Genomic DNA, 12,863 nt, shown 5'->3' with positions numbered 1-12,863 from the left:
CTCGAACTGCCAATGAGTATTTATAACTCCAACACCGAACAGCACGGTGTGTCTTCCCAGTGTACCGTCCTGCACGTGGACGACGATCCGGATATGCTCGAGTTGTCGAGCGACTGGGCCGACGTTCACGACGAGATCACCTGGCTGACAGCGTCCGACCCGGATACCGGCGAGGAGTTGCTGTCGACTCGCGATATCGACTGTCTCGTGAGCGACTCGTTCCGGACCGCCGACGGGGAGCCCTTCGTCACGCACGCGGCCGACACGTTCCCCGATCTGCCGGTCGTCCTGTTCACGTCCATGGACCACGACGCCCTCGACCCGGAGATCCGGACGTCGAGCGTACAGTACGTGAAGAAAAGCTCGGGCGACCCGTTCGACACGTTGTTCGACCACGTGCTGTCGCTCGCCGACGTATCGTCGTCGCCGCAGACCGCCGCCGTGGCGCCGCGAGCCGCGACGCGCACCGAGGGCCGCGACGGCCTTCAGACGGCGGAACACTGGGTGCCCATCGCCACCTTCCAGCCGAGTGAGACGGCCGATCTCGCGACCGTCATCGTCTCGGCCGTCGAAGACTACACCGACCGGGATGCTGCGGCGTTCCCGCCGTTGTACGAGCACGTCGACGCCGATGCACTCGCGACCCTCTGTTATCGGTCGAGCGGTGGCCCCCGTGACGACGTTCAGGTTCGGTTCTTCTACGCCGACCACGAACTCGCCGTCACGAGCGACGGCCTCGTTCTCGTCCGTTCGGACTAGAGGGCCGGTCGAAACTGTTCTCACACCCGATGACTTTCGACCGCCGTTCTAATCGCTCGCCGCCTGCCGTTTCGCTCGCAGTTCGTCGAGCGACTGCACGCGGTAGTCACCGAGGACACAGCGGCCGCGCCGGTACGGATCGTGGCGTTCGACGTGGACGCCGTCGAGGCCGGCGTTCCACGCCGCGCCGATGTCGTTCGGGCCGTCGCCCGCCAGCACTCCCTCGGCGTTCGACTCGACGCCGAGGTCGGTCATGGCGAGATGCACCGGTGCGGGGTCGGGTTTCCACCCGGTGTCGTGGGTACAGGAGACGACCGTGTCGAACCAGTCGCGGATGTCGAGTTGGTCGAGTACCGGATCGACCAGATACTCCTGACAGTGGGTGACGAGTCCCACGGGCCGGTCGAGGTCGGCCACGAAGTCGGCGTCGTCGTGGAGGTAGGTCGCCGCTGCGCGGGCCTCGGGATCTTCGGCTTCGTGGAGGGCCGCCCAGAACGCGTCGGGGTCGATCCCCCACTCTCGCAACTGCGGGGTTCGCTCCCCCGACAGGCCGTGCCAGAGGACTTCGACCTCGCGCTCCGAGAAGGACCGGCCGAGGCGGTCACCGACCTGTTCGAACACTGCGTCGGCGTAGTCGGGGTCGACGTCCACGAGCGTCCCGTCGAGGTCGAACAGCCAGAAATCGTAGGCGTGTGCGACCATTCGGGTGATGATAGGTGGGGATCGAACAAGTGTGTTCCGCCGTATTACTCCACCCGAATCGAACTCCCCAGATGTGCGTGCAGGACTTCCTGCGGCGTGTCCTCGAACGCTCCCGACCCCGCGATGGCGTCCCGGAGCGCGTCGAGATACGCCTCGTCCGTCCGCAGTTCGCTGAACGTCACCGACTCGACGGGGACCGACAGCCAGTCCTCGGCCAGCGAGCGCAGGTACGCCGCGTCGGTCACCTCGCCGCGCCAGAGCGCCGCCTCGAAGAATCGCCACCCCTCGGTCCCCGGTTCGACGGCGGGTTTTCGGACCACCGTCTCGAACTGCTCGGGGTCGACCTCAACTTCCGGCGCGTCGAGGCGAAAGGTGACGCGGAAGACGTACGCGGCGTCCACGTCCATCACCGCTCGTCGTCGAACAGAGCCGCCAGTCGAACGTCCGTGTCGGTGATCCCACCCGCCTCGTGGCTCGTCAGGCGCACCTCCACCTCGTCGTAGCGGATGATGATCTCGGGGTGGTGGAACTCCTCGTCCGCGACCTCGCCGACGCGGGTGGCGAAGGTGACGCCGTCGAGGTAGTCGTCGAACGGGTAGACGCGGACGATTTCGTCGCCGTCGCGCTCCCACTCGTTCGGGAGTTGCCGCTCGATCTCGTCGTCGTCGAGCAGGTTGGGCATACGGAGGCGTCGGCCGCGCGAAGAATAACGGTTGGGGTCGGGTTACTCGTCGCCGAGGCGGTCGCGCACGTGCTGGGGGATGTCGTCGGCGTCGTCCATCGCCTCGCGGGGTCGCTCGGTCGTCGCGGGGGTCGGGTCGTCGCCGCCGAACTCGGGGTCGAACAGGCCGAGCGCGGTCTGGATCGTCGTCCAGTCGTCTTCGGCGGCGGCGTCGCGGAGGCTCTTGGTCGGTGCCGCGAGCAACTGCCCGACGAGCGCGTCAGCGAGCGCCGCCACCGTCTCCCGCTGTTCCTCGGTCAACTCGCCCTGTGCTTCCAGCCGGGAGACCGCAGTGCGGAGTTCCCGCTCTTTGACCATCTCGGCGCTCTCGTACATCGCGCTGATGGCTTCGTCCGCCTGTCGGCGCTTGAAGGAGTCGAGCAGGCGGTCGAACTCCTCGTCGATCATCGCCTCGACCTTCGCGGCGGCCTCGCGGCGCTGGGCGCGCGTCTCGTCGGTGATCGCCTCCAGCGAGTCGATGTCGTACGCCTCGACGCCGTCGAGATCCCCCGCCGCCGGGTCTACGTCCCGTGGCTGGGCGAGGTCGATGACGAGTGTCCGCCCGGCATCGGCGAGCGCCGCCGCGTCGATGACGGGATCGGGACTGTCGGTGGCGGTGACGAGTACGTCTGCCCGTTCGGCGGCGTCGTCGGTGGCGTCGAGCGAGACGGCCGTCGCCGTCGTCTCCACCTCGTCCGCGAGGAGGGCGGCGTTCGGCACCGTCCGGTTGGCGACGACGAGGGTCGAGACACCCGTGTCGTCGAACGCCTGCGCGGCGAGGCGGCCCATCTCCCCGGCGCCGACGACCAGCGCCGTCGCGCCGTCGAGGTCGAGTTCCTGACGGGCGAGTTCGACGGCGGCGCTCCCCAGCGACACCACGCCCTCGTTGATCGTCGTCTCGGTCCGGGCGCGCTCGCCCACGTGGATGGCCTTCGTGATGGCGGGATCGAGTACCGGTCCGATGCCGCCGACGCCGCGTGCCGTCTCGAACGCGGTGCGAAGCTGGCCGATGATCTGATCCTCGCCGAGGACGAGCGACTCCAGTCCGGCGGCGACTCGCATCAGGTGTCGCAGGCTGGTCTCGTGGTCCATCTCGCGGACCGCGCCGTCGCGGACCTCGGGGGCGAATTCGTCGAGGGCCGCTCGGCCGTCCGCGACCGATTCCGTGACGACGTACGCCTCCGACCGGTTACAGGTCTGGAGGGAGAAGGCTTCGTCGACGCCCTCGCGTGCCAGCAGGTCACGGACGGCCGTTTCCTCGTCTTCGGCGGCCGCCGACTCGATTTCGTCGACGGTCGCTCGCTGGTGAGAGACCGTTACTCCCTGAATCACACCCGTCGTCATCGTGAATCTCCCCGAGACACGCCTGTCATATGCTCCGTTTCGCGTCGCCTTTTGAGCCCATCCTACCTAAACTCTTCCAATGCCCGCCCTGCTGTCCGCGTCGCGATGGCCCGGTCCCGCGCGCGCTCGCCACCGGGTGCGAGCGCGGCGACACCGCCGACGGGAACGACCGGCGGCCCACACGAGTCCGTTGCATACACGTCCCTCTCGGATGCGGGGGCTTAAACGTCTCGTCGTCTCCCGGCGGCTGAAAACTACCGGACGCAGCCGTGATCCCCGGTTCTCGTCGTGCGGAAGGCTCATGCGCGTCCGTTTCGTACCGTCGGCCCGATGACGCTCTCCCGACGAACGGTTCTCGCGAGTGCGGGCGCGGCCCTCGGCGGCGTCGCTGGCTGTCTCGGCGGCGGCAGTAGCGGCAGCGCCTCGAACCTCGACGGCTACGAGACTATCAGCGTCGACGGCCAGTCGGTGCCGCTGGCCCCGATTGCCGACGTTCACGACTGGTACGAGTCGGATCGGGCCAAATTCGTCGACGCGCGCTCCCGCTCGGCCTACATCCAGTCCCACATCGAGGGCGCCGTCTGGAGCCCCGCCCGCTACGGTCAGGAGCAAGACGACCCCGTCGCCGACTGGGACGCCGACACGCTCGTCGTCACGTACTGTGGCTGTCCGCACCACCTCTCCTCGATGCGTGCCGCGGCGCTCATCGACGCGGGCTACGAGAACGTCACCGCCCTCGACGACGGCTTCTGGGCGTGGCAGGACGAAGGGTATCCCATCGCCGGCGGCCGCCCCGACTACGAACCCCCGCTCCGGGTCGTCGAGGGGCGGACCGATCCGGCCCTCGCCGGCGAGTGGGCGTGGGCGCGCCACGATCCCACCGGTCAGCGCGAAGTCACGCCTATCGCCTCGGACGGCTCCTACGCGCTCAACGTCCGGTTCGCGGACGTGGCGCCCGAGGATTCGATTCGCATCACGACGCCCGTCTACGAACTGTCGGCACCCATCGCCGACCTCGCTTCGGGTCTCGTCGACGTCGACGGCCAGTTGCGCTATCGTAGCGTTTGAAGCTGTTCGCACACCCGATCGAAAGACGCCGTGCGATCAGGTGTGTGATGACTTTCAAACGTTACTATTGCCTTCGACCTCGAGTTCGTCGTCGGCGTCGAGGACGACGCTCGTCACCTCGTAGCCGCGGTCACGGATCGCCTCGACCAGCGCGTCCTGATCCACGTCCGCCTCGTAGTAGAACACGAGGTCGAAGGTACCGTTGCGGAGGAGTTGCTGGCACTCCCAGACGAAGGAATCGTCCTCGACGGCGCGACCCTGGAACTGGTTCGAGGAGAAGTCGGTGTCGTCGTTGCCGGCGTAGATGTACGCCTCGCCCTTGCCGGCGTGGGCGGCGATGACCTCGTTGAGTTCGACCGTCAGTTCGTGCATTTCGAGGTCTTCCTGTCCCGAGAGGTCGGTGTGGACGATGGCGCCCGCGAGGTCGATGTCGCCGGGTTCGAGCAGCGCCTTCGTCCGGCGGTAGAGGTCGGCGTCGAGTACGTCGGAACTGTCGCTCATATCCGTATTTTTCCGGGCATCGATTTACCGATGACGATTCGTCGCAACGTCGCCGGGCCGATTCGGGCATCGACCATGGCCAAAACATTAATTATTTTACAGCATTATTTATTATGATGAACCAGTCGTCGCACGAGGCAGTGCCGGTCGAGACGGTTCCGGACGGCGTGAACGGTCGAGGGGAGGCAAACGCGCACATGACAAACGTCTACGACGACTTCACCAAACAGGCCGGTACGTATGGATTGACCGAGTACCACAATCGCTGGTTCGCGAGCGATCGAATCCCCGGATTTGCCGCTGAACCGGAGGCGCTGCGTACACGCACACAGGAGTTTCCGGGCGAACTACAGCTCGAAGCGGTGCCCTTCCAGACGTCACGTGACAGTACGCTGGATCACGTGAAATATTTCGCCCAGAGTACGAACTACTTCGACATCCCGGATCACGGGAGCATCACCTTCGCCGCCGATATCGACGCGACGACGGTGGGAACCGACCCCGATCGGCAGATCTGTCCCGCCCCCGCCGAGGACGAACCCTGCAAAACGGTGCTCGAACCCCAGCAGGCGGCGGCCACGTTTCACGTCCTCAACATCCACGAGACGGGACAGCTATTCGACTGGTTCGTGGGCGAAGGGAAAGCGTTCTGTCTGACCGAACGGCTCCTAGCCCCGCTGGTCCACGGGGTAGGCCTCGACGAGGGGTATACGCAGATTATCGAGACCGTCGATATCTCACCGGGGATGCACACCTATGCGATCCGCTATCGACGGAATCCGAGCGGTGCGGATCACGCGGAGTGGCTGTTGGACGGCGATAGCGTCGCTCGACAAGAGAAGGTGGGCATTCCACTGGACGTGCAACATCCCGGGCGATTCGACGACATCACGTGGCCGTCGATCGGCGCCACCGGTGAACGGCTCCGGGATCGAATGAGCACGTTCAACATGGCTCACGGCCTCTTCAGCCTCCTCGACGAGTTTCCCTTCCACCCACAGTACGGGGACCACTTCGTTTCGTTCCCCGAAGACGAACGCCTCTTCGGTCAGGGAGTGACCGCGACGTTCGACAATTTCGAAGTGACGACCGAAACGCTGGGGGAGTGAACTATCCCGCCCCACTCGCTCGTCGAGGAGGGGATTAGCGCCTGAAATCAGCCACTCCGTCTCAGGTCGCGTTTGGAACCGCGTGACGGCCGACGGCGGCGACTGGCCGACCCGACGACGGACGTACGCCCGCGGTTCGGCACACTCACCCCAGCCGTTCGTCCAGAATCAGCCGCGTCTTCGTGTTCTGTACCTCGTCCAAGTCCCGCGCTTTCGTGATGAGTTCGTTCACCGCCTGCGTGTCCGTGGCGTCGACGACCATGACGATGTCCTCCTCACCGGAGACCTGCCAGACGAAGTCGACCTCGTTCCACTCGGCCATCCGTGCGGACACGTCGGTCGTGTCGACGTCGACGGCGACCGACACCTCGATCATCGCCTTTACGTTTCCCGTCCGCGTTGCGACGGTGAACCGCTCGATGATCTCCTCGTCGACGAGGCGCTCGACCCGGTTGCGGACCGTCCCCTCCGACGTGCCGACCCGATCCGCAATCTCCGTGTACGGCGTCCGTGAGTCCCGCCGGAGGATCCCCAGAATCCGCCGGTCAAGCTCGTCCATACCCCGCGTATCCGCGCAAGCGACTTACCGATTACGAAATTCGTAACTCAGCTTCGAAAGGAAGGCTTAATGGCCGCGGATCACTGTGTTTCTCGTAATGTCGGACGCCTACCTTGCCCTGGAGGATGGCCGCGTCGTCGAGGCGCGTGGCCGTGTTCCGGGTCGGACGCGTGGCGAACTGGTCTTCACGACCGCGTACACTGGATACGAGGAGAGTCTGACCGACCCCTCTTACGAGGAGCAGGTGCTCACGTTCTCCTACCCGCTGATCGGCAACTACGGCGTCCGAGAGGAGCGATTCGAATCCGACCGGATTCACCCCCGTGCCGCAATCGCCCGCGAGTTCACGGAGGACATCGTCGAATGGCTGGACGAGGAGGGCATCCCCGCCATCGACCACCTCGACACGCGCGACCTCGTCACCTCCATCCGCGAGGAAGGGGCGATGAAGTGTGGACTGGCGGTTGGCCCCGACGCGACACCCGAGGCGGCGAAGGAGGAACTCGACGCCTGCAAGGGCATGAGCGAGCACACGGACATCGGCGCGCAGGTGAGCGTCGACGAACCCGTCGTCTACGAGGGCGGATCAACCGCGACGGTCGCCCTGATCGACTGTGGCGCGAAGGGGTCGATCATCGACTCCCTGCTCGAACGCGACGCGACCGTTCACGTCCTGCCCTACGACGCCACGCCCGAGGACGTGGCGGCCGTCGACCCCGACCTCCTCTTCATCTCGAACGGCCCCGGCGACCCCGAGAACTTCGAGGCGGCCGAGGCGCTGGTCGACGCCTACGTCGGCGACCTGCCCGTCGCCGGTATCTGTCTCGGCCAGCAGGTCGTCGCCAACGCCCTCGGCGGCAGCACGGAGAAGATGGCCTTCGGTCACCGCGGCGTCAACCAGCCGGTTCGTGATCTGGACTCCGGGCGCGTCGTCATGACGACCCAGAACCACGGCTACACCGTGGGCGAACCCGGCGACCAGCTGAACGTGACGCAGGTGAACGTCAACGACGGCACCGCCGAAGGGCTCGAAAACGAGGAACTGAACGTCATCACCCGCCAGTACCACCCCGAGGCCAACCCCGGCCCCCACGACTCGCTCGACTTCTTCGACGACGTGCTCGACCTCGTGTCGACCGACACGACGGTCGCCACGTCGGACTAAGCCGGTCTCCCTTCTTCACCACGCGCCACTGCCACCAGCAACGCGATCACCGGCAGCACCAGCACTGCGCCGGCGACGAAGGGCGACCAGTAGACGAGCGCGTACAGCGCCGCCGCGACTGGCGGGCCGACGGTCCGCCCCAGACTTCCCGCACCCTGCGTGACGCCGAAGGCGGTGCCCTGCCGGTCCGCACCGGTGTTCGACGACACTAGCGTCGCCAGCGACGGGTTCAGGAGGCCGTTGCCGAACGAGAGCAGGCCCAGTACCGCCAGCAACGCGACGAGTTCTGGAGTGAGCCACGCGGGGCCAGTGACGGCCGGGACGAGTTCCCCGAGTGCCGGCGCGAACGGCAGGGCTGCGAGCGCGACGAACAGGATCGTCGCGCCGGCGACGGCGAGACGGCCCGAGCCGAACCGGTCGGCGAGACGGCCGACCAACAGCCCCTGATTCACCGCGCCGAGGACGCCGACGTAGGTGAGCAGGAGGGCGGCGGCCGAGGCGTCGAACCCGTACGCACTCGCGTCGGCGACGAAGGGGATGAACATGACCTGCACGCCCGCGAAGGCGACGGAGACGAGGAAGAACGCGAGGACGAGGCCGCGGAGCGCGGGATCACGGAGCGCGGTCACGAAATCCCCGACCAGCGTCGACCGCACCCCACTCGTCCGGTGGCGCGCGGGCTCTTCGAGGGCGACGAGTGCGACGCCGAGGGCGACGAGACTCATCGCCGCCGCGCCGAACGCGGGGAGCGAGAAGCGGGTCGCCGGAATCGGCAGGCCGGCCGCGGCCCGCACCGCCGTCTCGCTCGCCAGCGCGCCGCCCATGGCTGGGCCGAAGATGAACCCGAGGCTGAACGAGGCGCCGACGAGGCCGAGCGCCCCCGCTCGGTCTTCGGGCGCCGTCACGTCCGCGACGTACGCCTGCGCGGCGGCAATGTTGCCGCCCATCGCGCCGGCGAGGGCGCGGGCAGCGAAGAGGACGGCGATACCGATGGCCGGTCCCGCCGCCTCGCCCGCGACGTCGCCGAGGCCGAAGACGACCCACGCGACGGCGCTTCCGGCGAGCGACAGCGTGACGACCGGGCGGCGCCCCCAGCGATCCGAGGCCCGGCCGAGCGTCGGCGCCGCGAGAAACTGCATCAGCGAGTACGTCGCCGCCAGCAGGCCGATGAACACGTCGCCGACGCCGAAACTCCGAACGTAGTAGGGGAGGATGGGGATGACGATGCCGAAGCCGACGAGGTCGAGGAAGACGACGAACACCACCGTGGCGACGGCGCGGCGGGGGTGCTCGACGGTCGCCGTCGCGCCGCCGGGGAGGGCCATACTGTCCATCGACGGGGCCAGCGGCCTATAGATTGGCTCTCTTGGCCATGTCGTGTCCGGCTGTTGACGACTCCAGCGCCCCGAACCTTCGGCAGGTTTTTGACCCGACTCGCGCAATCCCGGGGCATGGTTACGGTCAGGGCTCCGGCCACGAGTGCGAACCTCGGGAGCGGGTTCGACGTGTTCGGCGCGGCCCTCGACCGGCCGGCGGACATCGTCCGCGTCGAGAAGGCCGACCGAACGACGATCGACGTGACTGGGTACGGGGCCGAGTTCATCCCCGAGGACCCCGACTCCAACACCGTCGGCGCGGTCGCCGAGGCGCTCGACGCCCCGGCACACATCCGGATCGACAAGGGGATTCGCCCCTCGTCGGGACTCGGTTCCTCCGGCGCCAGCGCCGCGGCGGCGGCACTCGCGCTCAACGAACTCTACGACCGCGGGCTCTCGCGGCGCGAACTCGTCCCAATCGCGGGGAAAGGTGAGGCGACCGTCTCTGGCGAAGTCCACCTCGACAACGTCGCCCCCGCCCTGCTCGGCGGCTTCACCGTCGCCACCGGTCGGGACGTGACGGTCGTCGACGCCGACATCCCGCTCGTGGCCTGTCTGCCGGAAATCGCCGTCTCGACGCGCGACGCTCGCGATGTCGTCCCCGCGGGCGCGACGATGGAGCAGTTGATCTACACTGTCGGTCGCGCGGCCACGCTGACGACCGGGATGTGTCGGAACGATCCGCGGCTGGTGGGGAAGGGGATGCACGACCGCCTCGTCACGCCAGCCCGGGCCGACCTCATCGCGGGCTACGATCAGGTGCGCGAAGCGGCACTCTCGGCGGGCGCGACGGGCGTCACCGTCAGCGGCGCCGGGCCGGGCATCATCGCGGCCTGCTATCCCGAGAATCGACAGGAAATCGCTTCCGCGATGGTCGAGGCGTTCAAGGACGCCGGCGTCGACTCGCGGGCCTACCAGACGAAGATCGGTCGCGGGGCGACGCTGTACTCCGAGTGATCGTTCGCCCCCGGCCGATTCCCAGAGACTGAGGCACCCCGCTCGAATTATGACCGTTCTCCCGAACGTGTTCAACGTATGGTTGATGGCGATCACGGGCCCCCGGGACTGGACGCCGATGCTCCCTTGGACTCGGCGTGGTTCGAACGCGCCGTCGAGGCGGCCGGCCACGCTATCTTCGTCACGGACTTCGACGGGCGTATCGTCTACGTGAACCCGGCGTTCGAGGAGATCACCGGCTACACTGCCGCCGACGCCGTCGGGCGGACGCCGGACCTCCTCAACGCCGGGTACCACACGACAGACTACTTCCGCCGACTCTGGGCGACTATCCTCGACGGTGACGTCTGGCAAGCGGAGGTCGTGAACCGGCGCGCGGACGGCGAGAGCTACGTCGCCAACCAGACAATCGCGCCGATCGTCGACGACGGAACGATCACGCATTTCGTCGCGATTCAGACTGACATCACCGAGCGCAAGGAACACGAGATGGCGCTCGAACGGAAACAGGATCTGTCGGCTCGGACCGAGGTGACGGCGGACGTGGGTGGCTGGGAACTCGACCTCGACGCCGGAGAACTCCGGTGGACGGCGGGTACGCGTCGCATCCACGAGGTCGATCCCACGTACGAACCCTCTCTCGAAGCGGCGCTGGCGTTCTACCACCCCTCGGATCGGGAGAAAATCCAAACGTTCGTCGAACGTGCGCTCGAGTGGCACCTCCCGTACGACGTGGAGGCGCGACTCGTCACGGCCGAGGGAACCACCCGTATCGTCCGGACGACGGGTCAGCCCGTCGACACCGAGAGCGGTCTCTTCCTGCGTGGGACGATACAGGACATCACCGAGCGCAAAGCCCGCCGCCAGCAGTTGATGGTGTTCAACCGCGTCCTCCGTCACAACCTGCGAAACGATCTCAACGTGGTGGTCGGCAACGCCGAACGGTTGCTGTCCGCTGTCGAGGCGGCCGACGACGGCGACTCCGTCACCCTCCCGGCCGATCGGGCCCGAACCGATCTTCGGTCCATCGTCTCGGCCGCCGAAAACCTCCTCGGCGTCTCGGCGCAGGCGCGCCAGTTCGACGACATCTACCAGCAGATCCGCGACATCCAACCCGTCGAAGTCCGGCCGCTACTGGAGGCGGTCGCCGCGGAGTATCGCGACGCGTGTCCCGAGGCGACCGTTCGGGTCGAGGGATCGAACCCGGTCGTCCTCGCCAATCGGCACGCGGTTCGGGTCGCGGTGGGTGAACTCGTCGACAACGCTATCGAGCATTCGACGGACGGGCACCCGACCGTGACGCTCGGCGTCGACGAGGGTGCGGACGGCACGATCCGACTCAGCGTCGCCGACCGGGGCGACGGCATCCCCGAGATGGAGCGGGAGGTGATCACGAACGGCGAGGAACGACCGCTCAAACACGGGAGCGGCCTCGGCCTGTGGCTCGTGAAGTGGCTCGTGACACCCATCGGTGGCTCGATCGAAATCGAGGATAACGAGCCGTCCGGTGCCGTCGTCTCTATCGTCTTTCCGGCCTCGCGGTGGCAACCGAGTTCGCAGGCTGATCCGGCGTCGACGTCGACGCCGACCTGACGTGTCGGGACCGGCCGTCACGCGACGGCGGACTGCGCGATTCAGACGCCGCGGCCCTGCAGTTTCTCTTCCTCGGCCATGTCGGCGTTGGACTGGCCTTTCATCCCCTTGCCGACGTTCGTCGCGATCTCCGCGAGGCGGTCGGGATCGTCCCAGTTGTTGACCGCCTCGACGATGGCCGTCCCCATCGCTTCGGGGTTCTCGGCGCCGAAGATACCGGAGCCGACGAAGATGCCGTCACAGCCGTGGTGCATCATGAGCGCCGCGTCCGCTGGCGTCGCGATGCCGCCGGCGGCGAAGTTGACGACCGGCAGGCGGCCCATCTCGGCCGTCTCGTGGACGAGGTCGCGGGGGGCGCCGTGCTCCCGCGCCCAGCGCTCGCGCTCCTCGTAGGCCATGCCCTCTAGCTGCCGGATCGCGCCCTTGATGGCGCGCTGGTGGGTGACGGCCTGATTCACGTCGCCCGTCCCCGCCTCGCCTTTGGTGCGGATCATTGCCGCGCCTTCGTCGATGCGGCGGAGTGCCTCACCCAGATTCCGTGCGCCACAGACGAAGGGGGCAGTGAAGTCACGCTTGTCGATGTGGTAGTCGTCGTCAGCGGGAGTGAGCACCTCGCTCTCGTCGATCATATCCGCACCCTTCGCTTCCAGAATCTCGGCCTCCTTCTGGTGGCCGATGCGTGCCTTGCCCATGACGGGGATCGACACCTCGTCGAGAATCTCGGTGAGGGCCGCGGGGTCGGCCATCCGCGCCACGCCCCCGCGCTTGCGGATGTCCGCGGGCACGGCTTCGAGGCTCATGACCGCCACGGCGCCGCAGTCCTCCGCGATCCGCGCCTGTTCGGCGTTGACCACGTCCATGATCACGCCGCCTTTCTGCATCCGCGCGAACCCGCGTTTCACCAAATCCGTACCGCGTCGAAGCTCTTCGAGATCGGTCATACGCCCCGTTACGGTGGGACTGACTTAAGCGCGGGCTTTCGGTCGATATTCCCGTTCGACGGGCCGGT

Annotated in this window: 14 protein-coding genes; 6 read left to right on the top strand and 8 right to left on the bottom strand. The window is 67.1% G+C overall.

The features are described from left to right. Nucleotides 1-48: 48 nt before the first annotated feature. Nucleotides 49-759 carry a HalOD1 output domain-containing protein gene (locus DU502_RS15330; protein ID WP_121921620.1) on the top strand — a complete coding sequence of 237 codons (711 nt, stop codon included), beginning with the start codon at nt 49-51 and terminating at the stop codon, nt 757-759. 48 nt (nt 760-807) lie between these two features. On the opposite strand, the gene DU502_RS15325 is transcribed toward DU502_RS15330, so the two are convergent. Genes DU502_RS15325 through hemA form a run of 4 tightly spaced genes read right to left on the bottom strand, consistent with a single transcriptional unit; the run spans nt 808 to nt 3,526 of the window. Further along, nucleotides 808-1,461: an HAD family hydrolase gene (locus tag DU502_RS15325; protein WP_121921619.1), complete on the bottom strand. Its 654-nt coding sequence runs from the start codon at nt 1,459-1,461 to the stop codon at nt 808-810. Nucleotides 1,462-1,505: 44 nt separating this feature from the next. After that, nucleotides 1,506-1,868, bottom strand: a complete 363-nt coding sequence (gene lwrS / locus DU502_RS15320; protein WP_199722755.1) for an LWR-salt protein — start codon at nt 1,866-1,868, stop codon at nt 1,506-1,508. Next, nucleotides 1,868-2,143, bottom strand: a complete 276-nt coding sequence (locus DU502_RS15315) for a 4a-hydroxytetrahydrobiopterin dehydratase (RefSeq protein WP_121921618.1) — start codon at nt 2,141-2,143, stop codon at nt 1,868-1,870. The genes lwrS and DU502_RS15315 overlap by 1 nt, the downstream gene beginning before the upstream one ends. 42 nt (nt 2,144-2,185) lie before the next feature. After that, nucleotides 2,186-3,526 carry a glutamyl-tRNA reductase gene (gene hemA, locus DU502_RS15310; RefSeq protein WP_121921617.1) on the bottom strand — a complete coding sequence of 447 codons (1,341 nt, stop codon included), beginning with the start codon at nt 3,524-3,526 and terminating at the stop codon, nt 2,186-2,188. A gap of 330 nt (nt 3,527-3,856) precedes the next feature. On the opposite strand from hemA, the gene DU502_RS15305 reads away from it, so the two are divergent. Next, a complete protein-coding gene (locus DU502_RS15305) occupies nt 3,857-4,594 on the top strand; it encodes a rhodanese-like domain-containing protein (RefSeq protein ID WP_121921616.1) in 738 nt (245 codons plus the stop codon). Between the two features lie 54 nt (nt 4,595-4,648). Here DU502_RS15305 and DU502_RS15300 read toward each other — a convergent pair whose 3' ends face one another. Continuing rightward, nucleotides 4,649-5,095 carry a DUF5778 family protein gene (locus tag DU502_RS15300; protein ID WP_121921615.1) on the bottom strand — a complete coding sequence of 149 codons (447 nt, stop codon included), beginning with the start codon at nt 5,093-5,095 and terminating at the stop codon, nt 4,649-4,651. Nucleotides 5,096-5,211: 116 nt separating this feature from the next. Between DU502_RS15300 and DU502_RS15295 the strand changes: the two genes are divergently transcribed. Then, on the top strand, nt 5,212-6,204 hold the full coding sequence (locus DU502_RS15295) for a DUF6081 family protein (RefSeq protein WP_124897093.1): 993 nt from the start codon (nt 5,212-5,214) through the stop codon (nt 6,202-6,204). Nucleotides 6,205-6,349: 145 nt separating this feature from the next. Here the strand turns inward: DU502_RS15295 and DU502_RS15290 are convergent, their stop codons facing one another. Continuing rightward, entirely contained in the window at nt 6,350-6,763 is a 414-nt protein-coding gene (locus DU502_RS15290) for an Lrp/AsnC family transcriptional regulator (protein ID WP_121921613.1), read from the bottom strand. A 97-nt stretch (nt 6,764-6,860) separates the two neighbouring features. Here DU502_RS15290 and carA point away from each other — a divergent pair, with 97 nt between their 5' ends. Then, a complete protein-coding gene (carA, locus tag DU502_RS15285; protein ID WP_121921612.1) occupies nt 6,861-7,928 on the top strand; it encodes a glutamine-hydrolyzing carbamoyl-phosphate synthase small subunit in 1,068 nt (355 codons plus the stop codon). Here the strand turns inward: carA and DU502_RS15280 are convergent. Then, complete coding sequence (locus tag DU502_RS15280; RefSeq protein WP_121921611.1) at nt 7,925-9,253, bottom strand: MFS transporter; 1,329 nt, start codon at nt 9,251-9,253, stop codon at nt 7,925-7,927. The genes carA and DU502_RS15280 overlap by 4 nt on opposite strands. A gap of 126 nt (nt 9,254-9,379) precedes the next feature. Here DU502_RS15280 and DU502_RS15275 point away from each other — a divergent pair, with 126 nt between their 5' ends. Together DU502_RS15275 and DU502_RS15270 are read left to right on the top strand one after the other, a co-directional pair. Beyond that, nucleotides 9,380-10,261 carry a homoserine kinase gene (locus DU502_RS15275; protein ID WP_121921610.1) on the top strand — a complete coding sequence of 294 codons (882 nt, stop codon included), beginning with the start codon at nt 9,380-9,382 and terminating at the stop codon, nt 10,259-10,261. A 78-nt stretch (nt 10,262-10,339) separates the two neighbouring features. Beyond that, nucleotides 10,340-11,854, top strand: a complete 1,515-nt coding sequence (locus DU502_RS15270; RefSeq protein WP_121921609.1) for a PAS domain-containing sensor histidine kinase — start codon at nt 10,340-10,342, stop codon at nt 11,852-11,854. Nucleotides 11,855-11,895: 41 nt separating this feature from the next. Here the strand turns inward: DU502_RS15270 and pdxS are convergent, their stop codons facing one another. Continuing rightward, nucleotides 11,896-12,795, bottom strand: coding sequence for a pyridoxal 5'-phosphate synthase lyase subunit PdxS (pdxS, locus tag DU502_RS15265; RefSeq protein WP_121921608.1), 900 nt, complete (start codon nt 12,793-12,795; stop codon nt 11,896-11,898). Between the last annotated feature and the right edge of the window lie 68 nt (nt 12,796-12,863).

The organism is Haloplanus aerogenes, assembly GCF_003856835.1.
Taxonomy (GTDB): Archaea; Halobacteriota; Halobacteria; order Halobacteriales; family Haloferacaceae; genus Haloplanus; species Haloplanus aerogenes.
This window is presented reverse-complemented; position numbering and strand designations above follow the sequence as displayed.